This window comes from Micromonospora sp. CPCC 206060 (assembly GCF_036906895.1).
GTDB lineage: Bacteria > Actinomycetota > Actinomycetes > Mycobacteriales > Micromonosporaceae > Micromonospora.
Map to the genome: position 1 here is coordinate 57,052 of NZ_JBAKHU010000014.1, position 24,806 is coordinate 81,857.

A 24,806-nucleotide genomic window follows, 5' to 3' on the forward strand; every position below is an offset into this window, starting at 1 on the left:
GCGGCCGGCGGTGATCGATACCCGTCGACTCCGCGCCGGGTCGGGTGGCACGTGGAACTATTACGCTCCGAAACCGTTTCGCTACCCGAGGTCCGCCGAACCGTCGAGCCGGATCTACCCGGCCGGCCGGTCAACTCCACCGCGTGGTAGCTGGGTCTGGGGGCCCAGGACTGGAAAGCTGGGCCAGCCGGGTCATACCGGCGTGGCGGAGGGATTATCCATGATGGACGAGCCCGGCCTGTTGCCGATGCTGACCATCGCCAGCGGGTCCATGCGGGGCGTCAGCTTCCGGCTCTCGCCTGGTTCCCGGGTCATCGGCCGGGTGGAGAGCGCGGACATCGTCATCGACGACCTTCAGGTCAGCCGCCGGCACGCGGCGGTCCGGCTGGCCGGCGGGCAGGTCTCCCTCGCCGACATGGGCTCCACCAACGGCACCTGGCTCAACGACCAGCGGGTCTGCGGCGTGGAGCGGCTCAGTGACGGGGACCGGATCCGGGTCGGCGGCGTCGAGCTGCGCTTCTTCGATCCGTCGTCGGCGGTGACCGTGCAGGTCAACGACTTCCGTAACCTGCCGGTCGCCCCCGTGCCGCCCCGGCTGCCCTCGGCCGCGCTGGTCGGGCCGACCGACGCCATCGTCACCGGCCCCGCGACCCGCCCCCGCCGGGTGCTGCTCGCCCTCGGCGCGGGGATCGCCGCGGCCGGCGGCATCACCAGCGCCTACCTGATGTTCCAGTAGTTGGGCCGGTGTTCCAGTAGTTGGGCCGGAACCGTTCCCACCGCCGGGCGGTGCGGTGTGGCCCGGACCCGCCCCGGCCGTCGCCCGGGTGGTGGACACCGCCATTGAACCGGCCGGGCGACGGTGGCAGCATCCGGCGGATGGAGACCGAGCGGATCAGTGTGCAGGCCGGGGGCATCCGGCAGTCGGTGCTCGTCGCCGGCCCGGCGGATGGGACCCCGGTCCTGCTCGTCCACGGGAACTGTTCGTCGGCGGCGTTCTGGCTGCCACTGATCCGACGGCTGCCGGAGACACTGCGGATCGTCGCCCCCGACCTGCGCGGGTACGGCGAGACGGAGACCGCACCGGTGGACGCGACCCGGGGCCTGGCCGACTTCGCCGACGACCTGGCCGCGTTGCTCGACGAACCGGAGCTGTTCGGCGCGGCGGCGCCCGGTGGTGGTCCGGTCCGCCCGATCGTGGTCGGGCACTCGCTCGGCGGGGGAGTGGCGATGCGGTTGCTGGTCGACCACCCGGACCGGGTCGGTGGCCTGCTGCTGGCGGCACCGGTGTCGCCGTACGGCTACGGCGGTACCGCCGGCCCCGAGGGCACCCCGCTCAGCGCCGACTTCGCCGGTACCGGTGGCGGCACCGCCAACCCCGACCTGGTCCACCGGCTGGCCGTCGGTGACCGGGGCGGGGACGCGCCGACCAGCCCCCGCAACGTGCTCCGGACGCTCTACGTGGCCGATCCGGCCACCCTCGGTGACGACGAGGAACTGCTGCTGGACAGCATGCTCACCACCGCCACCGGGGACGACAACTACCCGGGTACGGCGGTCGCCTCGCCGAACTGGCCGGGTACCGCCCCGGGGGACCGGGGCGTGCTCAACGCGCTCTCCCCGGCCCACTTCCGGATCGCCGACGACCTGGTCGCCGTCGCCGCCAAGCCGCCGGTGGTCTGGGTACGCGGCGACGCCGACGCGATCGTCTCCGACTCCGCCCTGCTCGACCTGGCGTACCTCGGCTCGCTCGGCATGGTGCCCGGCTGGCCGGGTGCCGAGGCGTACCCGCCGCAGCCGATGGTCGGCCAGACCCGGGCGGTGCTGGACCGGTACGCGGCGGCCGGTGGGCGCTACCGGGAGGTGGTCCTGGCCGGCTGTGGGCACTGCCCGCACCTGGAACGGCCGGTCGAGTTCGTCGCCGAACTGCTCGACCTGACGACGCCCGGTGACATTTCCCACGCGGTGTCGACAACGGAGCGTGACGTGGCAGACTCGCGCGCATAGACCTTAGCGGCCGTTCAGACGGCGGCCCGAGCGAGTGGAGGCGGACCGTGGCACGCGAGTTCACCAGCATCGGCGTCGTCGGACTGGGCACCATGGGTGCCGGCATCGTCGAGGTGTTCGCGCGTAACGGCATCGACGCGGTGGCCGTCGAGATCTCCGAGGCCGCCCTGGAACGTGGCCGGACCACGTTGACCCGCTCCACCGACCGGGCGGTGGCCAAGGGCAAGCTCGACCCCACCGACCGGGACGCCCTGCTGTCCCGGGTCACCTTCGCCGTCGGCCTGGACGCACTGCACTCCGTCGACCTGGTCATCGAGGCGGTTCCCGAGCATCTCGACCTCAAGCAGCGCATCTTCGGCGAACTGGACCGGGTGTGCAAGCCGGCGGCGATCCTGGCCACCAACACATCCTCACTCAGCGTCACCGAGATTTCGGTGGCCACCAGCCGGCCCAACCAGGTCATCGGCATCCACTTCTTCAACCCGGCACCGGTGATGAAGCTGGTCGAGGTGGTCCGGACCGTGGTCACCTCGTCGGACGTGGTGGCTGACGTCGAGGCGCTCTGCGTCCGGCTCGGCAAGGTCGACGTGACCATCAGCGACCGGGCCGGCTTCATCGCCAACGCCCTGCTCTTCGGTTACCTGAACCACGCCGTCGGGATGGTCGAGTCGCACTACGCGACCCGGGAGGACATCGACGCGGCGATGAAGCTCGGCTGCGGCCTGCCGATGGGCCCGCTGGCGCTGATGGACCTGATCGGTCTGGACACCGCGTACGAGATCCTGGACACCATGTACCGCCGGGGCGGGCGGGACCGCCGGCACGCCCCGGTACCGCTGATCAAGCAGATGGTCACCGCCGGGCTGCTCGGCCGGAAGTCCGGCCGGGGCTTCTACACCTACGAGCGGCCGGGCTCCCCGGTGGTCGTACCCGACGAGCAGACCCCGGCCCCGGCGGGCGCGGCGGTCGCCGACGGTGCCCGGGGGATCTCGAAGGTCGGCGTGGTCGGCTCGGGCACGATGGCCACCGGCATCATCGAGGTCTTCGCGAAGGCCGGTTACGAGGTCGTCTCGGTCACCCGGGGCGCGGAGAAGTCGGCCAAGGTCTGCGAGGCGGTCAAGACCTCACTCAACAAGGGCGTCGTGCGGGGCAAGCTCAGCGAGACCGACCGGGACGCCGCGCTCGGCCGGATCACCTGGTCGGCGGTGCTGGAGCACCTGGCCGACGTCGACCTGGTGGTGGAGGCGGTAATCGAGGAGCTGAGCGTCAAGAAGGCCCTGTTCGCCAGCCTCGACGAGATCTGCAAGCCGGGCGTCGTGCTCGCCACCACCACCTCCTCCCTGCCGGTGATCGACGTGGCGATGGCCACCCACCGGCCGGCGGACGTGGTCGGGCTGCACTTCTTCAACCCGGCGCCGGTGATGCCGCTGGTGGAGATCGTGCGCACGATCCGTACCTCTTCGGAGACCGTGGCGACCGCCCAGGCGGTCTGCGCCACGCTCGGCAAGACCGGGGTGGTCTGCGGTGACCGGTCCGGGTTCATCGTGAACGCGCTGCTCTTCCCGTACCTCAACGACGCGGTGAAGATGCTGGAGGCGAGCTACTCCACCGCCGACGACATCGACTACGCGATGAAGCTCGGCTGCGGCTACCCGATGGGCCCGTTCGAGCTGCTCGACGTGGTCGGCCTGGACGTGTCGCTGGCCATCCAGCGGGAGCTGTACCTGGAGCTGCGGGAGCCTGGCTTCGCCCCGGCACCGCTGCTGGAGCACCTGGTGACCGCCGGTTACCTGGGCCGCAAGTCCGGCCGGGGCTTCCGCGACCACACCAACCGCTGAGCCGCGCGCGGCGGGCCCGGGTGGGCCCGCCGCGCCTCCCGGCCCTCGGGCGCCCTGCGGGCCTAGGGCTGCGACTCGCCGAAAGTATTGTCGCCCAGACCGGGGAAGATGTGGACCTGGCCGGTGACGTCGTTGACGGTACGTACGTCGAGCCGCCCGTCGTCGTCGAAGTCCCGCACCGTCACGGTCCAGGTCTCAAAGCCGTCGGGGTCCCGTTCGAGGTGTCGTACGCTGCCGTCCTCCAGCACCACCACCACCCCGCTGGAGAAGTCGTCGCACCGCTCGAAGTAGCTGATCACCGCGCTCTGCACCCGGTCGGCGTCGAAGTCGGCCAGCTCTACGCTGCGTGGGTTGGCGCACCAGCGCATCGGGCCGGGGAGGAACCTGCCGAACCCGTCGTTGAGGAACGTGGCGAAACCGTCGCCCTGGTCGCTCCACTCGTAGATGTCGAGTACCCCCTGGCCGTCGAAGTTGCCGGTACCGATGAAGCTCGGCTGCTCCAGCCCCTTGGAGAAGTCGGTGGCGCGGAAGTTGTCCACGGTGATCAGGTCGTAGTCGACCAGTGGTGGCCGGCCGGCGAACCAGGCGACCACGAGTTCGTCCTCCGGGTCCCTCTCGATGTCGGTCGAGGTGCCCATGTCCGGGCAGTAGGTTTCGTCAACGGGCAGGGTGAGGTACGGGTAGACCTGTGGGTCGCCGAAGCCACCGTCGGGCAGGCCGGGTTGGACCACGATCTCGCAGACCCGTTGGCGGGCCGCGGCACCCACCTCCGGCAGGACCCTTTCGGTCAGGATGGCCAGGTCCTCGTAGTCGTCGCCGGTGACATCGGCCACGATCGGGTCACCAGGTCCGCCGGCTGACGCGGCCGGTGCCCACAGGCACACCGCCAGCAGGGTGCTCGTGGTGAACAGGACGACGGTCCCCGCGCCCCGGATGCCATTTTTCATGTCCCGACCTCCTCGACGGACGCGCTTCGGCTTCCTATCCGGACGTTAGACCGGCTTTGCCGGATTTGGCCAGGTGTTGACCGTGATCTGACAGCTGATCCGGGGATGTCCCACCTGGTTGATCACTCTTCGGCGGTGCGGTGGGCGCTGCGTACCCTCGACGGGTGAGTCCACGTCGCAACCGCCCCCGTCCCGAGCAGACGGCCCGGCTCGACGCCGACCGGGCCCGGCACGGTGTCGAGTCGGTGCAGGGCTGGCGGGACGGCGAGTGGCAGGTACGCGGCATTCCCGGCGGCGCGGCGACGAAGACGTACCGCTGCCCCGGCTGCGACCAGGAGATCCGTCCCGGGGTCGCGCACCTGGTGGCCTGGCCGGCCGACGGGCGCGGCGACCTCAGCGACCGGCGGCACTGGCACAGCGGGTGCTGGCGGGCCCGGGAACGGCGTGGACCGAACATCCAGCGTGGCCGGGGACCCCGGTACGGCTGACCGGCGGGCGGCGATCTGCGTCACCCGGTTTCGGCCCCGGCGGGCGGGCCCGCCGGGTGACCGGCGAAACTGGTCGGGTGAGTGCACCCATCCGCGCGTCGTCGATCCTGCCCGGCCACCGGGAGGAGATCGAGCTGCACACCGCCGACGGACTGCGGCTGGTGGGCGAGTTGGCCCGCCCGGCCGACCGGGCGCCGGTCGGCACCCTGATCTGCCTTCATCCGCTGCCCACGCACGGCGGGATGATGGACAGCCACATCTTCCGTAAGGCCGCCTGGCGGTTGCCCGCGCTGGCCGACCTGGCCGTGCTCCGGTTCAACACCCGGGGCACCAGCAGCGTCCGGGGCACCAGTGAGGGCAGCTTCGACGGCGCGGTCGGCGAGCGCTACGACGTGGCCGCCGCGATCGAGTACGCCGAGTTCGCCGAACTGCCCAACCAGTGGCTGCTCGGCTGGTCGTTCGGTACCGACCTGGCCCTCAAGTACGGCTGCGACCCGGCGGTGACCGGGGCGATCCTGCTCTCCCCACCGCTACGCTTCTCCACCCCGGAGGACCTGGCGGTCTGGGCGGAGACCGGCAAGCCGCTGACCGCCCTGGTCCCGGAGTTCGACGACTACCTGCGCCCGGACGAGGCCCGGCAACGGTTCGCCGCCGTACCGCAGGCCGAGGTGGTCGGGATGGCCGGCGCCAAGCACCTCTGGGTCGGTGACGCGGCGAAGGTGCTCGACGAGATCGTCCGGCGGGTGGCCCCCGGGGTGACCGTGCCGTTGCCGACCACCTGGGACGGTCCGATGGAGACCGGGGACGTCAGCGCGTACGCCGACCGGACGGTGGCGGCCTTCGCCGACCTCCCGGTGCCCGGACCGCAGGCCGGCAGCGCGGGCTGAGCTGCCCGGAGCGGGGGCGGAGCGGGGCGCGCGGCGTTGGCCGGTGACCGGCGCCCGGCTGCTCAGACCGGCTGGGCCGGATCAGCGTCGAGGATCTCCACCGGGCCGAGCGACGCGGCCGGGGGCCAGCCGGCCCGCCAGTCGGCCCGCTGCCGCCACACCTCGCGTACCGGGCTGTCCCGTCTGCTGAGTCGGGCGGCCAGGGCACGTAACGCCACCCCGGCGACCAGCAGCCGGACGGCGGTCCGGGCCCGCCGGGTGGGCCAGCGTAACCGCAGGTAGGTGATCCGGCCCCGGAGCAGCATCACCCGTTTCCGCACGCCGGTGGAGGCGGCCCCGTTGACGTGCACCACCTGGGCGGCCGGTACCAGCACCGGCTGCGCGCCGTGCGCCACCGCCCGGTGGCAGAGGTCGACATCCTCGCTGTACATGAAGTAGTCCGGGGTGAAGCCACCAAGCCCGGTGAAGAGCGCGCGGTCGATCAGCAGCAGGCAGCCGGAGGCAGCGGGTACCGGTCCGCCGACCCGCCGGTCCAGCCCCGGCAGCTCCTCCGGATTGGCCCACCGGGCGCGGCGGAACACGCTGGACAGGCCGGTGGCGTAGCAGACGTGCCCCCGCAGCGACGGAAGACCGAAGACCGAGCGGCCGTCGTCGGTGCCGTCGGTGTGCAGCGTCCGGCCGGCGTAGATCCGGTGCCCCGGGTGGTCGCGGGCGTACCCGACGAGGGCACCGACCGGGTCACCGACCGGCTCGGTGTCCGGGTTGAGCAGCAGCAGGTACCCGCCCCGGGCCCGGGCCGCCCCGACGTTGACCGCCCGACCGAAGCCGATGTTCCGGGCCAGCCGGATCACCTGGACGTCGGGATGCTCGGCGCGTACCGCGTGCGCGGAGCCGTCGGTGGAGGCGTTGTCGACCACGATCACCTCGTACGGGACCGCCGGGGCCGAGTCCCGCAGGGTGGCCAGCGCCCGCAGGATCAGCCGCCGGGTCTGGTACGAGACCATGATCACCGAGACCAGTGGGGTCACCGCACCGCCCCCTCCGGGGTACGGCTGGACTCGTCCCGACCCCAGGCGACCCGGCCACCGCTGCGGCGGGCGGCCAGCCCGGCGAGCACGCTCAGCGCCGCGTAGCAGGCCCCGGCCGGGAGCAGCCAGGGGCGGGGGAGGACCACGTCCACCAGCCAGGACGCCCGCCGGGACCGGCGTACCCCGGAGATGCCGCTGCGCCGCAGCGCGGTGTTGCCGGCCCTGACCCGGACCAGCCGGCGCAACAGGTCGGCGGTCCGGCGTGGGGTGGCCACCACACAGTCCACGTCGTCCAGCTCACGCCGTTCGCCGGGCAGGAAGAGCGAGTCGAGGAAGAGGTCGTCGGCCACCTGGTCGGGGAACCGGTCGAACCGGGCGCGGCCGGCCCGGGAGACGGCCACCGCACCCCGGCCGAAGAGGGCGCCCCGGAAGACCGGCAGCCGCCCGTGTACCGCGAAGTAGGCCCGGACCAGCAGCGGACGACCGGCGGTGTCGAGCACCCGGCGGGGCGCGGCGGCCAGCGCGGCGGGCCCGCTGACCGCGGCGGCCAGCGCCCGGACCCCGTCGGTGTCCAGTTCGACGTCCGCGTCCAGGTAGAGCCGGGGGAAGCCGGTCGCCGCCGCGTCGCCGGCGTTCAACGCGGCCGGCTTACCGGCCGCCGGCAGTTCCAGCACCCGCACCCCGGGTACGCTCCGCGCCAGCTCGGCCGTGCCGTCGGTGCAGCCGTTCGCCACCACGATCACCTCGAACTCGCCGGGCCGGGCGTCGCCGAGCAGCCGGTGCAGGCCGCGACCGAGTACCCCTGCCTCGTTGTGCGCGGCGATCACCAAGCTGGTCACCATGGCGCCCGTCCGGTGAACGCCCGCCGGATGCGCCGGGTGACGATCTGCCGGCGCAGCCGCCAGCCCTGGTAGTGCCGCAGGTCGAGGGAGGCGGCCTGGACGAGCCGGGCGGAGTGCCGCATGTGTTCGGTCCATTCCTCGACGGTGCGTACCCCGGTGCTGCGGGCCGACAGGGGCAGCCGGGCGGCCAGGTCCGCGTCGGTCCGGTAGATGGTGTGCGGACTGCGCGGGTCGTCCATGTGGTCCTCCCGGATGAACGGGTGGTACCAGCCGTTGACCCAGCCGAGCCGGGCGGCCCGCAGGCACCAGGTGGTGAACGACTCGTCTGCGGCGATCGGCCCGACCTGACGGATCACCTCCCGCTTGACCAGGTAGCCGCTGCCCTGCACCCAGTGGTTGCGCAGCAGCCGGTGCCCGCCGGGGAAGTCGGCCAGCTTGGGGGCCATCAGCTCCGGGTCGACGTCGCAGTCCGGGAAACGCCAGGCGGCGATCACCCCGAAGTCGGCCACGTCGGTGTGCGCCCGACGCAGGGTGGGCAGCCAGGCCGGGTCCTCCAGACAGTCGTCGTCGACCTTGCTGAGGTACTCGCCGGACGCCTCCGCCCAGAGCCAGTTGGTCGGCTCGCGAAGCCCCGCGTTGGTCGGGCTGTGATGGAACCGGTGCAGCCGGGGATGGTCGCGGACCTGCCCGACAGCCTCCAGGGTGGCCCGGTCGGTGCCGTTGTGCCAGACCCAGACCCGCGCGTCGGTTGGGCAGACGTCGAGCAGTCGGGGCAGGGACAGCCGGACGTACTCCGGCCGGTTGTAGGTGATCATCAGGATGTCGATCATGGATTGCCGTCCTGGTTGGTCCGGTCCGCCCGGGTGACCCGCCAGAGCGCGCCGACGAGCCCGAGCAGCAGGTGGATGGTGATGAGGTAGGTGGAGAAGTAGAGCGCGTCGAAGGTGAACGCCGAGCTGGCCGCGACCGCGAGGGTCACCGCCAGTACGGCAGCCAGATCGCGGTCCCGGCGGTCGGTGGTCAACCGGAACATCCGGCTGGCGAGCACCACCCCGGTCCCGAGGAGCCCGACCAGCCCGGCCACCCCGACCACGCCGGTACTGACCAGGCTGACCAGCCACTGGTTGTCGAGCAGTTGGTAGGTCTCCGGTAGCCAGGTCCCCACGCCCCGACCCAGCCAGGGACGCTCCCGGATGAACGGGGCCACGAAGTCGTAGTCCTCCAGCCGTCCCTGCACGCTCGGGTCCCGCTCGCCGGCGAGCAGCAGCGCCCGGAGGGTGGCCAGCAGCCCTGGCCGGACGACCTGGATCAACGCGGCGAGGCCGACGCCGACGGCCAGCACGTTGAGGGTGGTCCGTAGCGGCCAGAGCAGGGCGAACAACCCGACCGCCGCGCCGAGTGCGAGCACCCCGGTGCGGGACAGCGAGATCGGGATGACGCCGGCCTGGACGATCGCCAGGGTGGTGTAGATCTGCCGGCTATGGCGGGACGTCGGGAACCGGGCGTAGTGGATCGCCACCACCAGCCCGATCACCATCAGCACGCTGAACTCGATGTAGTGCCCGGCGGTGCCGGCCACCCGGACCAGTCCGCCGCCGCCCCGGTCGTCGAAGCCCACCAGGTCCCGCTGGAAGACCAGCACCGGCGGCAGTTTCAGGTAGACGGTCAGATCCAGGCGCAGGGCGAACTGGCTCAGCGCGACCAGCGCCATCAGCGTGGTGCACCAGCAGAGCCAGCGCAGCACGGTGTCGATCCGCTGCCGGGTGAGTACCCCGTCCGCGGCAGCCAGCAGGATCCCGGCTCCGGCGAGGGCCATCAGTACCGTGCGGTCCGCGCCGTTGGCCTCCAACGCCGGCAGCCCCCGGGCCTGACCGGCGGCGTAGGAGAGGGCCAGGGTGGCCAGGTAGCCGGCGAGTGCCCAGCGCATCGGCTGCCGGTTCCGGGTGGCCAGCACCGGGTGCAGCCGGCTCAGCGCCCACCAGACGAACAGCCCGAGCCCGAGCAGCACGCCCGGCCGGCCCAGGGTGGTCAGCGGCGGAAAGATCAGTCGCGCCGGGAGCAGGTACGACAGCAGCAGCGCGAGGACGATCCCGGCGGTCGCGTCGGGGAAGGGTCGTACCGCACCGGTGACCCCGTCGTAGACGGTGGTCGACCGGCGCGCCGAGAGGTAGGTCCGCACGGTCATTCCGTCAGCAGGGGTGTCGGTGTGCTCATCGGGTCGGATCGTCGGTCACGGGTCGTACGACGGTGAGCAGTTCCGTGTCGTCCGGCTGCGGTCGGCCGGTCGGTTGCGGTCGGCCGGCCGGGCTGAGCGGCGGGCGTACCGCTGCCGGTGACACGGTCCCGGTCGGGCCGGCCGTCGGCTGTGGCCGCTGCGGCACCACCCGGGCCTGACCGGTGTCGCCGGTGGTCCGGGCATCGCGTCGACGGCGCTGCCCGGTACCGGACCGCCTGCGGGCCAACGCGTCGAAGGCCACGGCGAGGGCCGCCGCGAGCAGCGCACCGACGCCGGCCACCACGATCTGGGCCCGCAGCACGTTGGACCGGGACGGTACGACGTTGCGGCCCGGGTCGAGCACCTCGGTGGTGATCTGCTCACCGGCGCGTGGCCGGTACTCCGCCTGCCGGCCGGCCACCTCGTCGCTGATCAGCCGGGTCACCGCGGCGACCGTGGCGGCGGCCTCAGCCCGGGTCGCCGCCGTCACCTCGATGGTCAGGATCGAACTGCGGGTGACCAGTCCGACCTCGTAGTCGGGGTCGCCGCCGGCGGCCTCGACGCGGGTGCGGAAGTCGTGGGAGGAGGCGGAGATCTGCACCGCCTGGGCCATCGCGTTCTCGCCGACCCGCAGCCAGGGGTTGCCCGGCTGCGGACTGGCCCCCGGGGCCGGTGCGGGTACCGCGGTGGTGGGCGGCACCAGCAGGACGGCGGCGCTCGTCTTGTACTCCGGCTGGATGGAGATGCCGAGGCCGGTTGCCGCACCGAGCGCGCCGAGCAGGACCGGAACCGTGACGTACCACCGCCGGAACATCAGTCTCAGGAGGTCGAGGAGGTCCATCGGGTGGCCTTTCGGTCGGTCGTCGTCGGCGCGGCGGCGGTACCGGGCAGCAGCCGCCGCCACAGCGCGAGATAGGCCCGCTCCTGGTGGTCCCAGGCCAGGCTGCCGGTGAACCGGTCCCGGGCCACCCGGCTCATCTCGGCCCGGGCCGGATCGTCGTCGAGCAGGGCGTCCAACGCCCCGGCCAGCTCGTCCGGGGTGCCGTTCGGTACGTACCGGGCCGCCTCGCCGGCGGTCCGCCGGGTCTCCAGCAGGTCCACCGCCACCACCGGCAGGCCCCGGGCGACGTACTCCACCGTCTTGGCCATGGTGGAGAGCTGGGCCATCCGGGTCGGCGGGTCTGGCTGGACCGCCAGGGTCGCCGCGTGCAGCAGCCCGTCCACCTCGTCGGCCTCCAGCCAGCCGGTGAACTCCACGACGTCGTCGATGCCCCGCTCGACGCTCAGTCGGCGCAGCTCCGGCAGGCTCTCGCCGTCCCCGGCCACCACCAGCCGCCAGTCGGTCCGGCCGCGTCGCCGGGCGAGTTCCTCGGCGGCCAGGACCGCGGTCTCGACGTGGTCCTGCGGGTTGATCACTCCGAGGTAGACGATGGTCCGGCGTACCCGGTCCGGCCCGGTGCGCGGCGTCGGGATCCGGCCGGCACCGGAGTCGGCGGGATCGGTGTGCCCCGGCGGACCCGACCCGACTTCGGCGAGGGTGGGACCGTTGCGGACCACCACCACCCGGTCCGGGTCGCAGCCACCCCGGGAGATGGCCAGCCGCCGGTAGGACTCGTTGGTGGCGACCACCGCCGAGGCGCAGCGCCAGGAGAGCCGTTCGCACAGCCGGAGGACCCGCAGCACCACCGGATGCGGCCGGTCGGTCTTGCACTCGTACAGCTCGGGGGAGAGGTCGTGGTGGTCGAAGACGAAGGGCCGGCCGACGGCACGGACCACCAGGGCGAGCGGCCAGAAGATGTCCGGCGGGTTGCAGACCTGCACGGCGTCGACCCGGGTCCGCAGCATGAGGGCGAGCAGCCGTACGGTGACCGCGGTCAGGGCCCAGGCGAACTCCAGGGCGAAGGAGAGCACCCCGGTGCCGGCCAACGGTTGCGGGAAGGACCGGATCGCCGTGCCGGTCGTACCGAGCAGGACGCCGGGCCGGGCCGGCCCCCGGGGGCAGATCACCGTGGCCCGGTAGCCGGCCGATTCGAGCGCCCGGCACTCCCGGATCACCCGGCGGTCCCGCTCGGCGGGCAGGTTGACGACCACGATCACCACGTGCGGCTGTCGGTCCGCCATCAGTCACTCCCATCGTCCGGCACCGACTCGCACCGCTGAAGACTGGTTTATTCCCGTACCGTTTCCGACCCTGCTGGATGAAATGACCGTCGGCAAGAAGGCGTGCCCAATGCGCGGTGTCCAGTTTCAGGCAGTGGATAGAACTGATCGGAGGATTGCTGTTCCGGTGACAGTCGGGAAATGAATGTGATTCATTGGAGGGTTTTTCGGAAAACTGTCCAGCCACTCAGGTGATCCGATGATCATTCACCTCTGAAGGGCTCTGTGCCATCCTGAGCTGCGACTCTGGTCGCCAGATCGGGTCGGATGGGCTGGCCCGGATTGCCTGATCGGTCGTTAAGCCCGCGCCGATGGGTGGACCGGCGAGGGTCGGCCTCGTGACACCACGTGGGCGCGCTGCGCGTCATTCTGATGAACAACTGCCGGGTCGGGCCAATGGTCCGACGAAACAATTAGGAGGGCAGTTGTGTCACGTTTCATGATCCGTTCTTCGTCCCTGTTGGCGACCCTCGTCCTGCTCCTGCCGGTCGCCATCGGAATGCCGCCCGGGCAGCCACCGGCCGCTGCGGCCCTGCCGGGCGGTTTCACCGACCAGATCGTGCTCGCCGGGCTCACCCGACCCACCAAGCTGGCCTTCTCGCCCGACGGGCGGATCTTCGTCGCCGAGAAGGGCGGACTCATCAAGGTCTTCGACCACCCCGGCGATCCGACCCCCGTCGTCTTCGCCGATCTGCGCCCGCAGGTGTACGACTACACCGACCTGGGCCTGCTCGGTCTCGCCCTCGCCCCCACCTTCCCGGCCAACCCGTACGTCTACGTCAGCTACAGCTACGACGGGGTGGTCGGCGGCAGCGCGCCGACGTACCACGACACCTGCCCGAGGCTCGGGAACTGCCGCTCCAGCGCCCGGGTCAGCCGACTGCGGGCCGCCGGGGACGTGATGACCGGGGCCGAGCAGGTGCTGCTGCACGACTGGTGCACCCAGAGCGACACCCACTCCGTCGGCGACCTGCACTTCGGCCCGGACGGCGCCCTCTACGTCACCGGTGGCGACGGTGCCGCCGCCTCCTACACCGACTACGGGCAGGGCGGTAGCCCACCCAACCCGTGCGGCGACCCGCCGGTGCCCGCCGGGACCGTGCCCACCCCGCCCACCGCCGAAGGGGGCGCGCTGCGCTCGCAGGACCTGCGTACCACCGGTGACCCGACCGGCCTGAGCGGCACCCTGATCCGGGTCGACCCGGTCACCGGCGCGGCCCGACCGGACAACCCACTGGCCGGCAGTACCGACCCGAACACCCGCCGGATCGTCGCCCACGGGCTGCGCAACGCGTACCGGTGGACCTTCCGGCCCGGCACCCGGGAGGTCTGGCTCGGCGACGTGGGTTGGCGCAACTGGGAGGAGATCAACCGGCTGCCCGACCCGCTCGCCCGGCCGGTACCCAACTACGGCTGGCCCTGCTACGAGGGGAACAGCCGGCAGAGCGGCTTCGACGCGGCCAACCTCGATCTCTGCGAGAGCCTCTACCGGGCACCCGCCGGCACGGTGACCGCCCCGTACCACACCTATGCGCACAACCAGGTGGTCGCCCCCGGTGACGGCTGCCCCACCGGCGGGTCGTCGCCGAGTGGAGTGGCCTTCTATCCGCGCAGCGGCGGGGCCTACCCGGCCGAGTACGCGGGGGCGCTCTTCTTCGCCGACTACTCCCGGCGCTGCGTCTGGGTGATGCGGGCCGGTGCCGACGGGCTGCCCGACCCGGCGCGGATCACCGGGTTCTCCGCCACCGCGTTCGCGGTGGACCTCCAGGTGGGAGCGGACGGCGACGTCTACTACGTCGACCTGCCCGGCGGTACGGTCCGCCGGTTCCACCACACCTCCGGCAACCAGCCACCGGTCGCCGAGATCCGGGCCACCCCGGTCTCCGGCGCGGCACCACTGACCGTCACCTTCGACGCGTCCGGCTCGACCGACCCGGACCCCGGTGACGTGCTCGGCTACCAGTGGGACTTCACCGGCGACGGGACCTGGGACGCCACCGGGGTACGGGTGAGTCACACCTACCCGACGGTCGGGACGTACCCCGCCCGGCTGCGGGTCACCGACCCCGGCGGTCTGGCCGACACGGACAGCGTGCAGATCCTGGTCGGGATCGGCGCCCCGGTTCCGGTGATCGACCTGCCGGATCCCGGGCTGCGCTGGCGGGTCGGGCAACCCGTCACCTTCGCCGGGCACGCCACCGACCCGCAGGACGGGCCACTGCCGGCGTCGGCGCTGCACTGGCGGCTGGTCAACCGGCACTGCACCACCGATGGTGACTGCCACAGTCACGTCATGCAGGAACTCACCGGCGTGACCGGCGGTTCCTTCCCCGGCCCCGACCACGAGTACCCGTCGTACCTGGAACTGACCCTGACCGCGACCGACAGCGCCGGTCTCACCGGGAGCACGACGCTCCGGCTCGACCCCGCCACCGTCGACCTTGCGTTCACCACGGTCCCGTCCGGGCTGCGGGTCAACGTCAACGGCACCGAGCTGACCACCCCGGCGGTGGCCCGGGTGATCATCGGCGCGACCACCACCCTGAGCGCGCCCAGCCCGCAGGGTGACTGCGTCTTCGCCCGCTGGTCGGACGGCGGTGCCCAGACCCACGCGCTGGTCGCGCCCGCAGCCGGCGGCACCTGGACGGCGACCTTCACCGGCACCGGATGTGGGAGCACCGGGTACCGGCTGACCACCGAGACCGGTCAGCCGTACGTCGGAGCCGACGCCACCGTGCTGCCGTTGACCGGGGACGACGTGGTGGTCCCGGTCGCGCTGCCCTTCCCGGTACCGTTCCACGGCCTGACCCGGACCGCCGCCTGGGTCTCCAGCAACGGGTTCCTCGCGTTCGCCGACCCCGGTGGATCGCAGCCGATCAACGGACCGCTGCCCGATCCGGCCCCGCCCAACGCCATGGTCGCGCCGTTCTGGGACGACCTGGTGGTCCGCGCCGACTCCGCGGTCCGTACCGGATGGTCCGACGCCGTCGGGCAGCGCCGGTTCGTCGTCGAGTGGCACAACATCGGCCTGTACGGCTCGACGTCGGCACGGATCAGTTTCTCCGCGGTGTTCGCCGAGACCGGCACGATCACCTTCCACTACACCGACCTGAGCCTGACCAAGCCCCGGGAGCGGGGGGACAGCGCCACGGTGGGCCTGGAGAACGACACGGGTACCGGGGCCGTGGTCCACTCGGTGAACCGGGCGGCCCTGGCCAACGGCACCGCGATCATGTTCCATCCAGTCTCCTGAGCTGTTAGGAAGGGGCCCTTCCTATACCGAATGCGATAAGAAGGGGCCCTTCCTTACCAGCCGGCGGAGGCGGCGGTCGGTGGCGGCCAGCAGTGCGGCGGTGAGCAGTGCGGCGCCGCCACCGACCAGTCCGGTGGCGACCAGGGGAGGTAGCGCGTCGATGGCGAGCCGGTCGGCGAGGGGCGGGGCGAGCAGGGCGGTGGCGGACGCGGCCAGCGCGGCCGGCACGGTGGGCGCGAGAAAGCGGACCACGGAGGTGCCGACGGTGTGGCGCACGGTCAACCAGATGGCCAGCGCGTTGACCATGATCTGTAGGCCGATGCCGGCCAGCGCGACTGCGGTGGCCTGGCGGACGTCGTCGAGACCGGTCAGCAGCAGGCCGAGGGCGACCAGCACGGCCACGCCGAGGACCGCCCGGATCCAGGTGACCAGGGCGAGCCGGCCGGGCTCGCCGACCGCCTGCAACGCCGGGCCGAGCAGCACCCCGTAGACGTTGACCGCGCCGTACAGGCAGAGCAGCCGTAGCGGCGTCTCGGTACCGGCCCACTGCGGTCCGAGCAGCGCGACCAGCGGCCCGGCGGTCGCCGCGAGTACCCCGAGCACCGGCAGTCCGGCAACCGCACCGAGGTGCTGCAATCCGGTCAGGTGGGCGGCGAAGGCGACCCGTTCCCGCTGCAACCGGGACAGCGACGGCAGCGCCACCTGTTGCAGCGAGCGGACCGTGACGTCGACCAGCAGGTCCGGCAACCGGGCGGCGAGCCGGTAGATGCCGGTGGCGACGGGACCGAAGAAGATGCCGGTGACGATGACGTCCGCGCGGTTGCTGAGCAGGATGCCCAGCCCGGCGCTCGCCGAGTGGGCGGAGAACGCCCACAGCTCCCGGATGGCGCCCAGCCGCAGCCGCCGGCCCGGCCGCCACGGGCAGACCAGCCAGACCACCACCATGCTGACCAGGCCGTTGACCAACTGCTGCCCGACCAGCGCCCACACCCCGGCCCCGGCCAGCGCCAGGGCCACCCCGACCACCCCGCTGAGCACGGCGGCCAGCAGGGTGCGCTGGGCCACCGCCCGGAAGCGCAGTTCCCGGCGGAGCAGTGCCTCCGGCACGATCGCCAGGGCCTGCACCAGTACCAGCGGGGTGAGTGCGAGACAGATGGCGGTCAGCTCGGGGGTGCCGTTGAGGAGCGCCCAGAGCGGGCTGGCGGCGGCGGTGAGCAGGCCGATCCCGATCCCGGCGAGGACGAGCACCCCGAAGGCCGCGTCCAGGTGCGCCGGGGTGAGTACGTCGCGTTGCACGATCGCTGACACCAGCCCCTGCTGGATGAGGGTCTGGGCGATGGTGATGAACACCAGGGCCATCGCGAGCAGCCCGAACTCCGTCGGCCCGAGCAGCCTGGCCAGCAGGAAGGTGACCAGGATCGACGAGCCGACCCGGCCGGCGGTGAGCAGGTACGACCAGCCGATCGCAGCCCGGACCCGGGACCGGCCTGCCGGTGCGGACGAGGTGTCGGTCCTGCCGGTCGGGTCGACCGCCCCGGCGGTCCCGGTCGTGTCGGCGGTCCCGGTCGCCCCGGCGGTCCGGGTCGTGTCGGTCGGGTCGACCGCTCCGGTCGTGCCCGCGGTCACCGGCCACCGCCGAGCGGGGCCGAGGTGGGGCGCCCGGTGAGCTGCCGCCGCCACCGGCCGGTGTAGACCCGGACCCGCCGGGTGCCCCAGGTGGCGGCGAAGGCGAGCGTGCAGCTCAGCCGGGTACCCGCGTCGACGTCGGCGGTGGCGAGGATGCGCAGCGTCTCGGCCAGCATCCGGAGCCGGGGGGCCAGCACCCACCGCCCTTCCGGGGCGAACCAGCTGACCGCGTCGGCCAGGGTGCCGGTGGGGGACTGCCGGGTGGAGGCACCGTGCAGCCGGCGCAGGAACAACTGCTGCGGCACCTCGTGGATCTCACCGAGGGCGGCCACCTCGGCGAGGAAGGAGTAGTCGGAGGAGAGGAACGGGCGGATCAGCCGGGTACGGCGCAGCGTGGCGATCCGGAACAGCCCGAAGTGGGCGTGGCAGAGGCTGATGTAGCGGGCCACCTGCGCGACCCGTCGCCACGGCCGGGGGTCGGGGCAGCCCAGCCGGTCGGGGTACGCGCCGATCGGCTCGCCGGACCCGTCGATGAGCAGGGTGCGGGGATAGGCGAGCACCGTCCGGGGGCCGGCGGCGTCGAGGGCGGCCACGCAGGCGCTGACGTACCCCGGGAGGCAGATGTCGTCGTAGGCGACCCACTTGAACAGCTCGCCCCGGGCCAGCTCGACCACCCGGGTGTAGTTGACGTGGCCGCCGAGGTTCCGGGGGTTGCGGTACAACCGGATCCGGTCGTCGCGGGCCGCGTACTCCTGGCAGATCCGCCAGGTCCGGTCGGTGGACGCGTTGTCGCTGATGACGATCTCGAAGTCCGGATGGTCCTGGGCGAGCAGGGCGTCCAGGCAGCATTCGAGGTAGCGCTCGGCGTTGTAGAGCGGTACACCGAGACTCACCCGGGGCGTGTCGGGCATCGGCCGGCCCCGCTCAGGCGACCAGCAGTTCGGCGGTGACGCCGAGCTGGCGCAGCGCGGTACCGATCTCCGACCGGTACGCCGGGTTGGTGATGATCACGGTGCGCGGTCGGAGCGTGCCGAGGGTGTCCGGGGCGGTCACCTGGTGCCCGGTCACCGGCAGGTACCGGCCCCACTTGCGGGGGTTCACGTCGACCACCGCGCCGAGCCGGCGGTCCGGGTCGGCCAGGTGCAGGAACTGCACCCCCCGCGAACCGGCGCCCCAGAGCACCGGCCGGTCCCCACCGGCGATCCGCCGGTCCAACTCGTCGACCCACCGGCGCCGTTCCGCGTCGTGCCGGTCGGCGAAACCGGCGATCGCGGCGAGGTGCCGGTCCCGGTCGGCGGCACCCGGTCGCCGGGTCGCCGGGCCGGTGTCGGTGTTCACCCCGATCTCCACGTACCGGAACATTCCGGCGAAGAGCAGCCCGGTGTCCAGTACCGTCCAACCGGCCCGCTCGACGATCCGGCAGAGCGCGTACCCGTCGAAGTAGGAGACGTGCGGGTAGATCACCTCCCAGCCGGCGGTGGCCAGGTCGTACCCGGCGTCCGGTACCTCCAGGTAGCCGTACACCGGCCGGTCGCCGGCCAGCTCGCGCAGCCGCACCAGGAAGCCGTACGGGTCGGCCAGGTGCTCGAACCAGTGCCGCGAGGTGACCAGGTCGAACGGGGGCAGATCGCCGTCCAGCGGGGCGTGCCCGGTGTGGAGGACCGCGCCGGACGGGTCCGGACCGGGCGGCCCGGCGTACATGGCGTCGTAGCCGAGGCCCCGGGCGCCGGCCGCGTGGCACAGTTCGCGGAGGAACTCGCCCTGCCCGCAGCCGATGTCCAGCACCGTCGCGCCGGCCAGCGGGTACCGCTCGACCAGCCGCTTGACGAGTTCGGTGGAGAACGCCTGGAAGGCCGGCGAGTGGTGCAGGTTGGTGTCCATCGCGGTGTCGTAGACCAGCAGGTCCGGGTCGAAGTCGAGGTTGCGGACGTACCCGCAGCCCGGGCAGTGGCCGAGCGTCATCCGGCCCAGCGGTGCGGCGGTCGCCTCCGCCCGGCTGGCGAGGTGCACCCCGCACTGCACCGGGATCGCCCCCAGGTCGGCGAAGCGCACCAGTGGACCGCCTCCGCAGGCGGCGCAACCGGTCACCGGAGCGGGACCGATGGTGGTGCCCTCGTTCACCGGACCCCCTCGGCCCAGCGCAGTCCGCCGCTCACCGCCGGCCCGTCGGTCCACCGCAGCCCGCTGTCGAGCCGGCCGGCCGCCCGCAGGGCGCGCAGCCGGTGCAGCCGCTGGTACCGCTCGCCGGTCAGGTCGGCCAGCGTCAGCCCGTACCGCTGGTACGCCTCGACCAGCTCCTCGATGCCCTTGCGTAACGTCCAGCGGGGGCGGAAGTCGGGTACCTCGGCGGCGATCCGGTCGCAGTTCACCCGGTAGTTGCGCAGGTCCGCCGAGGCGGCGCCCAGATAGGTGATCCGGGAACCCACCACCACGTCGGAGACCAGTTCGGCGACCTGGCGGATCAGGTAGTTCTCGCTGGTCGAGCCGATGTTGTACGCCCGCGCGTGTACCTGCTCGCGGGGCGCGGTGAGCAGGGCGAGGAACGCCCCGGCGATGTCCTGTACGTGCACCAGGGGCCGCCATGCGGAGCCGTCGGAGCGCAGCCGCACCTCGCCGGTGAGCAGGGCGTGCCCGGTGAGGTCGTTGACCACCAGGTCCCCCCGGAGCCGGGGGGAGTAGCCGTAGGCGGTGGCGTTGCGCAGGAACACCGGGGAGAAGTCGTCGTCGGCGAGCGCGATGAGACTGCGCTCGGCGCCGATCTTCGACTCGCCGTACGGGGTGACCGGGGCGAACGGGGCGGTCTCGGTGAGCGGCTGGTCGTCGGCCCCGGCACCGTAGAGGCTGCACGAGGAGGAGAAGAGGAACCGGGTCACTCCGGCGGTCTTCGCCGCACCGGCCAGCCGGACCGTGGCCCAGTGGTTGATCTCGTAGGTCAGTTCGGGGTTCAGGTTGCCGACCGGGTCGTTGCAGAGTGCCGCGAGGTGGCAGACGGCGTCGAAGCCGGCGCAGTGCTCCGGGCGGACGTCCCGCAGGTCGACCCGCAGCTCCGGCACCCCGGCCGGGGCCGGGCCGAGCAGACACTCGGCGTAGAGACCGGTGTCCAGGCCCGTCACCTCATGACCTTCCGCCCGTAGAAGTTCCATGAGAACAGTTCCGATATAGCCGTGGTGGCCGGTCACGAGAACGCGCACGCGGGGCTCCGGTAAGTCGGCGGAGTGAGAAGGCGAGTTTAGGATCGGGGTACAGATCAATCGGTTGACTGTCAGATTTTCTACTCTAGCCGCCGAGGCTCTTTCCGGCTGGCTAGCGTGACCGGAGCGCGCCGGGGCTGCTGCGCTGAGCTGCTGATTCTTCCGAGAGGACCGGCATGGCACATGTCAGATGCCGACTCTGTGGCGCGCCGGCCACGGAGACTTTCGTTGATCTCGGCATGTCTCCGTTATGTGAGAGTTATTTGTCTGCCGAGTCGCTGGACGGGCCGGAGAATTTCTATCCGCTGCATGTCAGGATCTGTCCGTCCTGCCTCCTCGTGCAATTGCCGGAGTACGTGTCCGGCAGCGAGATATTCTCGGACTACGCGTATTTCTCGTCGTATTCGGATTCCTGGGTCGCGCATGCCCGCCGGTACGCCGAGTCGATGGTCGCCTCCCTCGGGCTCGGGCCGGAGCACCTGGTCACCGAGGTCGCCAGCAACGACGGCTACCTGCTGCGGCACTTCGTGGCGGCCGGTGTCCCGGTGCTCGGGGTGGAGCCGGCGGCCAACATCGCCGAGGTGGCCCGGACGGCCGGCGTACGCACCGAGACCTGCTTCCTCGGCGCGCGGACCGGCGCCGCCCTGGCCGACCGGTACGGCCGGGCCGACCTGGTGGTGGCCAACAACGTCTACGCCCACGTGCCGGACCTGCTCGGCTTCACCGCCGGACTGGCCGCGCTGGTGAAACCGACCGGCCTGGTGACGCTGGAGTTCCCGCACCTGCTCCGGCTGATCGAGGGCCGCCAGTTCGACACCATCTACCACGAGCACTACCAGTACCTCTCCCTGGCCACCGCCCGGCGGGCCCTGGCCACCGCCGGGCTGGGCGTGGTGGACGTCGAGGAACTGTCCACCCACGGCGGATCGCTGCGGTTGCACGCCCGGCCCGGCGCCACCGGCGAGGCGTCGACGAACGTCAAGGCGGTGCTCGCCGCCGAGGCCGACGCCGGCCTGCACCGCCTCGCCGGGCACGCCGGGTTCGCCGAGGCGGTCTTCACCATCAAGCGGGAGTTGCTGGAGTTCCTGCTGGCCGCCCGGGCCGCCGGCCGACGGGTGGTCGGCTACGGCGCCCCGGGCAAGGGCAACACCCTGCTCAACCACTGCGGCATCCGGTCCGACCTGCTGGCCTACACGGTGGACCGCAGCCCGCACAAGCAGGGCCGGTTCCTCCCCGGTACGCACATCCCGGTCCATCCGCCGGAGCGGATCGCCGCCGACCGCCCCGACTACGTGCTGGTGCTGCCCTGGAACCTGCGCGCCGAGTTGACCGGGCAGTTGGCGTACGTCCGGCAGTGGGGCGGCCGGCTGGTCTTCCCGATCCCCCGGCTGGAGATCGCGCCGTGAAGGTGGTGCTGTTCTGCGGCGGGCTCGGCATGCGGATGCGCGAGGGCACCACCTCGGCGCCGAAGCCGATGGCGATGATCGGGGACCGACCGCTGCTCTGGCACGTGATGCGCTACTACGCCCACTTCGGGCACACCGACTTCATCCTCTGCCTCGGCTACGGGGCGGCGGCGGTCAAGGACTACTTCCTGCACTACGACGAGACGCTGTCGAACGACTTCACCCTGGCCATGGGTGGACGGGACATCCGGCTCTTCTCCACCGACATCACCGACTGGCAGATCACGTTCATCGACACCGGACTGGACACGAGCGTCGGCGAGCGCCTGGCCCAGGTCCGCCGGTACGTGCAGGACGAGCCGATGTTCCTGGCCAACTACGCCGACACGCTCACCGACGCCCCGCTGCCCGAACTGGTGGACCGGTTCGCCGCCGCCGGTGCCACCGCCAGCCTGCTGGCCGTACCGGTCCAGTCCACCCACCACGTCGTCGACATCGGCACCGGGGACCGGGTGGCCCGGATCCGCCCGATCCGGGAACTGATGCAGTGGGAGAACGGTGGTTACTTCATCCTCCGCCCGGAGATCTTCTCGGTCCTGCGGGCAGGTGAGGACCTGGTCCCGCATGCGTTCGCCCGGCTGCTGCCGCACGGGCGGTTGCTGGCCCAGCGGTACACCGGCTTCTGGCGGGCCGCGGACACCTTCAAGGACCGCGCGGAGTTGGAGGAGCTCTACCGTTCCGCGCGCTGCCCATGGATGCTCTGGGATGTCGGCCGGTCCGGCGCCGTACGCCGACCGGACGACGGACGGGCCGCGACCGTGCCCCTCGCCGCGCCGTCGGCCGGCAGCGTGCCCCTCGTCGCGCCGTCGGCCGCCACCGTGCCCGTCGCGCCGTCGGCCGCACCCCGGCCCGACTCCCCGGCATTGAGCGGTTGATGCCGGCGTTGCAGCTGACCGGGGTACGCGACGTGGTGCTGCTCGGCGCCCACCCGGACGACATCGAGATCGGGGCCGGCGGCCTGCTGCTCGCCCTCGCCGCGACCGCCGGGCTGCGGGTGCACTACGTCCTGCTGACCGGTACGCCGCACCGGCACGCCGAGGCGCGGGCCGCCGCCACCGCCTTCCTCGCCGGTGCCGAGGTCACCTTCACCCTGCACGGCCTGCCCGACGGCCGGCTGCCGGCGTACTGGGCCGAGGCGAAGGCCGCCATCGAGGCGGTGGCCCGGGCCCGTCCCGCCGATCTGGTCGTCGCCCCCGACCCCGGCGACGCCCACCAGGACCACCGCACCGTCGCGGCGCTGGTGCCCACCGCGTTCCGGTCCGGCACCGTGCTGCACTACGAGATCCCGAAGTGGGACGGGGACCTGGGCCGGCGCAACGTGTACCTGCCGCTGACCGAGGCGCAGGCCCGGCGGAAGGTCGAACTGCTGCACAAGCACTTCCCGTCCCAGTCCGGCCGGGACTGGTGGGACGACGAGGTCTTCCTCGGGCTGGCCCGGCTACGTGGCGTGGAATGCCGATCCCGGTACGCCGAGGCGTACCGCTGTGAGAAAGCGGTGGTCCGGATTTGACCAGTCAGACCTCCCCGGTGACCGACCGGGCTTTGTCGGTGTGCCTGTTCGGGGTACCCGGCGCGCACCTCAACCTCGGTGTGGGGGCGTTGCGCGCGGCCACCCTGGGTGCGGTGCTCGCCCGGGTACCGCAGGCCCGGGTCACCGTCTTCGACGACGGCTGGGGCGAGCGGGCCGGGCACGCCTTCGTGGCCGGCCACCCGGTGCCGATCGAACTGGTGGGGGCCCGGCACTCCCGCCGCTACCACCGGCCCGAGTCCTACCTGAACATGCGGGTGAGTGCCGCCCTCGGTGGGCTCGGCAACGTCGGGCTGGCCCGGATCGACGCCGCCGACGTGGTACTCGACGCGAGCGGTGGGGACAGTTTCAGCGACCTCTACGGCGCGCACCGGTTCCGGTCGGTGACCTGGCCGAAGCGGCTTGCACTGCTGCGCGGCCGGCCGCTGGTGCTGCTCCCGCAGACCTACGGGCCGTTCCGCCATCCCCGGGCACGGGCCCAGGCCGCCGCGCTCACCCGGGGCGCGGCGATGGCCTGGGCGCGGGATCCGGACAGCTACGCCGCGTTGGTCGACCTGCTCGGCGCCGATGTCGACCCGGCCCGGCACCGGGAGGGGGTCGACGTCGCGTTCGCCCTGGCCAGCCGCCCACCGGGCGGCCCGCTCCGGCACCGGCTGGCCGGCTGGTTCGCCGCTGCCGACGGCCCGGTGGCCGGTGTCAACGTCAGTGGCCTGCTGACCCGCCCCGAGGGTCGGGCCCGGTTCGGCCTGGTGGCCGACCCCGGCCGGGTGGCCCGGCGGCTGGGGGAGCGGCTGCTCGCCGAGGCGGACACCCGGGTGGTGATCGTGCCGCACGTGCGGACCCCGGGTGGGCCGGACGACGACACGGCCGCCAGCGCCCAGTTGTACGCCGCGCTCGCCACCCGCCACCCCGGACGGGTCCTGCTGCTGCCGCGCGGGCTGGATCCGCACCAGACCAAGTGGGTGATCGCCCGCACCTCGTGGTTCTGCGGGATGCGGATGCACGCCACGATCGCCGCGCTCTCCTCGGCGGTACCGGCGGCGGTCGTCGCGTACAGCCGCAAGGCCCGTGGGGTGTTCGCCTGCCTGGGGCAGCAGCGGCACGTCGCCGACGCCCGCCGGCTCGGCGACGACGAACTGCTGGACGTGCTGCTGACGTCCTGGCGGGACCGGGCCGTCGCCGCCGCCGAACTGGCCGTGGGTACCCCCGAGGTGGTCCGGCGGGCCGGTGCGCAGGTGGACGAGATTCTCGCGTGGGCGGTCGGCGCGGATGCCGGACAGCGGCTGGGGGAGCGTTGATGCCGGGCCCGCGTACCGGCCCGCCGCACCGGCGG

General features: G+C 72.5%; 21 protein-coding genes. 10 read left to right on the forward strand and 11 right to left on the reverse strand.

All coding sequences use genetic code 11. From position 1 onward, the window contains the following. The first annotated feature begins 220 nt into the window (after positions 1-220). The 3 genes from V6U90_RS12560 to V6U90_RS12570 all read left to right on the forward strand — a co-directional run bounded on the left by V6U90_RS12560 (position 221) and on the right by V6U90_RS12570 (position 3,842). The gene (locus V6U90_RS12560) at positions 221-736 is read left to right on the forward strand and encodes an FHA domain-containing protein (protein WP_334434777.1); all 516 of its coding nucleotides are present in this window, start codon (positions 221-223) and stop codon (positions 734-736) included. Positions 737-876: 140 nt separating this feature from the next. Beyond that, positions 877-2,004 carry an alpha/beta hydrolase gene (locus V6U90_RS12565; protein ID WP_334434779.1) on the forward strand — a complete coding sequence of 376 codons (1,128 nt, stop codon included), beginning with the start codon at positions 877-879 and terminating at the stop codon, positions 2,002-2,004. A 47-nt stretch (positions 2,005-2,051) separates the two neighbouring features. Further along, positions 2,052-3,842, forward strand: coding sequence for a 3-hydroxyacyl-CoA dehydrogenase family protein (locus tag V6U90_RS12570; protein ID WP_334434781.1), 1,791 nt, complete (start codon positions 2,052-2,054; stop codon positions 3,840-3,842). A gap of 62 nt (positions 3,843-3,904) precedes the next feature. On the opposite strand, the gene V6U90_RS12575 is transcribed toward V6U90_RS12570, so the two are convergent. Next, positions 3,905-4,789, reverse strand: coding sequence for a hypothetical protein (locus tag V6U90_RS12575; RefSeq protein WP_334434783.1), 885 nt, complete (start codon positions 4,787-4,789; stop codon positions 3,905-3,907). Between the two features lie 164 nt (positions 4,790-4,953). Here V6U90_RS12575 and V6U90_RS12580 point away from each other — a divergent pair, with 164 nt between their 5' ends. Both V6U90_RS12580 and V6U90_RS12585 read left to right on the forward strand, forming a co-directional pair. After that, the gene (locus V6U90_RS12580; RefSeq protein WP_334434785.1) at positions 4,954-5,277 is read left to right on the forward strand and encodes a hypothetical protein; all 324 of its coding nucleotides are present in this window, start codon (positions 4,954-4,956) and stop codon (positions 5,275-5,277) included. A gap of 77 nt (positions 5,278-5,354) precedes the next feature. Beyond that, the gene (locus tag V6U90_RS12585) at positions 5,355-6,164 is read left to right on the forward strand and encodes an alpha/beta hydrolase (RefSeq protein WP_334434788.1); all 810 of its coding nucleotides are present in this window, start codon (positions 5,355-5,357) and stop codon (positions 6,162-6,164) included. 62 nt (positions 6,165-6,226) lie between these two features. Here the strand turns inward: V6U90_RS12585 and V6U90_RS12590 are convergent, their stop codons facing one another. From V6U90_RS12590 to V6U90_RS12615, 6 genes are read right to left on the reverse strand one after another with little or no spacing between them, the layout of a single operon-like run. Beyond that, the gene (locus tag V6U90_RS12590) at positions 6,227-7,192 is read right to left on the reverse strand and encodes a glycosyltransferase family 2 protein (protein WP_334434790.1); all 966 of its coding nucleotides are present in this window, start codon (positions 7,190-7,192) and stop codon (positions 6,227-6,229) included. Then, on the reverse strand, positions 7,189-8,034 hold the full coding sequence (locus V6U90_RS12595) for a glycosyltransferase family 2 protein (RefSeq protein WP_334434792.1): 846 nt from the start codon (positions 8,032-8,034) through the stop codon (positions 7,189-7,191). The genes V6U90_RS12590 and V6U90_RS12595 overlap by 4 nt, the downstream gene beginning before the upstream one ends. Beyond that, a complete protein-coding gene (locus V6U90_RS12600) occupies positions 8,028-8,864 on the reverse strand; it encodes a glycosyltransferase family 2 protein (RefSeq protein ID WP_334434794.1) in 837 nt (278 codons plus the stop codon). Before V6U90_RS12600 ends, V6U90_RS12595 begins: the two co-directional genes overlap by 7 nt. Continuing rightward, the gene (locus V6U90_RS12605) at positions 8,861-10,213 is read right to left on the reverse strand and encodes an O-antigen ligase family protein (protein ID WP_334434796.1); all 1,353 of its coding nucleotides are present in this window, start codon (positions 10,211-10,213) and stop codon (positions 8,861-8,863) included. Before V6U90_RS12605 ends, V6U90_RS12600 begins: the two co-directional genes overlap by 4 nt. 31 nt (positions 10,214-10,244) lie before the next feature. Further along, the gene (locus tag V6U90_RS12610) at positions 10,245-11,090 is read right to left on the reverse strand and encodes a hypothetical protein (protein ID WP_334434799.1); all 846 of its coding nucleotides are present in this window, start codon (positions 11,088-11,090) and stop codon (positions 10,245-10,247) included. Beyond that, on the reverse strand, positions 11,069-12,370 hold the full coding sequence (locus V6U90_RS12615) for a glycosyltransferase family 4 protein (RefSeq protein WP_334434802.1): 1,302 nt from the start codon (positions 12,368-12,370) through the stop codon (positions 11,069-11,071). Before V6U90_RS12615 ends, V6U90_RS12610 begins: the two co-directional genes overlap by 22 nt. Positions 12,371-12,848: 478 nt before the next feature. On the opposite strand from V6U90_RS12615, the gene V6U90_RS12620 reads away from it, so the two are divergent. Continuing rightward, positions 12,849-15,662, forward strand: coding sequence for a PQQ-dependent sugar dehydrogenase (locus tag V6U90_RS12620; protein ID WP_334434805.1), 2,814 nt, complete (start codon positions 12,849-12,851; stop codon positions 15,660-15,662). Positions 15,663-15,683: 21 nt separating this feature from the next. Here the strand turns inward: V6U90_RS12620 and V6U90_RS12625 are convergent, their stop codons facing one another. The 4 genes from V6U90_RS12625 to V6U90_RS12640 are packed head-to-tail and all read right to left on the reverse strand — an operon-like array spanning position 15,684 to position 20,662. Next, positions 15,684-17,288 carry a lipopolysaccharide biosynthesis protein gene (locus V6U90_RS12625; protein WP_334434808.1) on the reverse strand — a complete coding sequence of 535 codons (1,605 nt, stop codon included), beginning with the start codon at positions 17,286-17,288 and terminating at the stop codon, positions 15,684-15,686. Continuing rightward, positions 17,285-18,199 (reverse strand): glycosyltransferase family 2 protein, encoded by a 915-nt coding sequence (locus tag V6U90_RS12630; RefSeq protein ID WP_334434810.1) that lies wholly within the window; start codon positions 18,197-18,199, stop codon positions 17,285-17,287. Before V6U90_RS12630 ends, V6U90_RS12625 begins: the two co-directional genes overlap by 4 nt. 13 nt (positions 18,200-18,212) lie before the next feature. Continuing rightward, positions 18,213-19,409 (reverse strand): class I SAM-dependent methyltransferase, encoded by a 1,197-nt coding sequence (locus V6U90_RS12635; protein ID WP_334434812.1) that lies wholly within the window; start codon positions 19,407-19,409, stop codon positions 18,213-18,215. After that, positions 19,406-20,662 (reverse strand): NAD-dependent epimerase/dehydratase family protein, encoded by a 1,257-nt coding sequence (locus V6U90_RS12640; protein WP_334434814.1) that lies wholly within the window; start codon positions 20,660-20,662, stop codon positions 19,406-19,408. The genes V6U90_RS12635 and V6U90_RS12640 overlap by 4 nt, the downstream gene beginning before the upstream one ends. Between V6U90_RS12640 and V6U90_RS12645 the strand changes: the two genes are divergently transcribed. The 4 genes from V6U90_RS12645 to V6U90_RS12660 are packed head-to-tail and all read left to right on the forward strand — an operon-like array spanning position 20,656 to position 24,771. Next, the gene (locus V6U90_RS12645; RefSeq protein WP_334434817.1) at positions 20,656-21,885 is read left to right on the forward strand and encodes a class I SAM-dependent methyltransferase; all 1,230 of its coding nucleotides are present in this window, start codon (positions 20,656-20,658) and stop codon (positions 21,883-21,885) included. The genes V6U90_RS12640 and V6U90_RS12645 overlap by 7 nt on opposite strands. Continuing rightward, positions 21,882-22,820, forward strand: coding sequence for a sugar phosphate nucleotidyltransferase (locus tag V6U90_RS12650; RefSeq protein ID WP_334434819.1), 939 nt, complete (start codon positions 21,882-21,884; stop codon positions 22,818-22,820). Before V6U90_RS12645 ends, V6U90_RS12650 begins: the two co-directional genes overlap by 4 nt. Next, positions 22,820-23,455, forward strand: coding sequence for a PIG-L family deacetylase (locus tag V6U90_RS12655; protein ID WP_334434821.1), 636 nt, complete (start codon positions 22,820-22,822; stop codon positions 23,453-23,455). The genes V6U90_RS12650 and V6U90_RS12655 overlap by 1 nt, the downstream gene beginning before the upstream one ends. Positions 23,456-23,472: 17 nt before the next feature. Continuing rightward, positions 23,473-24,771: a polysaccharide pyruvyl transferase family protein gene (locus V6U90_RS12660; protein ID WP_334434823.1), complete on the forward strand. Its 1,299-nt coding sequence runs from the start codon at positions 23,473-23,475 to the stop codon at positions 24,769-24,771. The last annotated feature ends 35 nt before the right edge of the window (positions 24,772-24,806 follow it).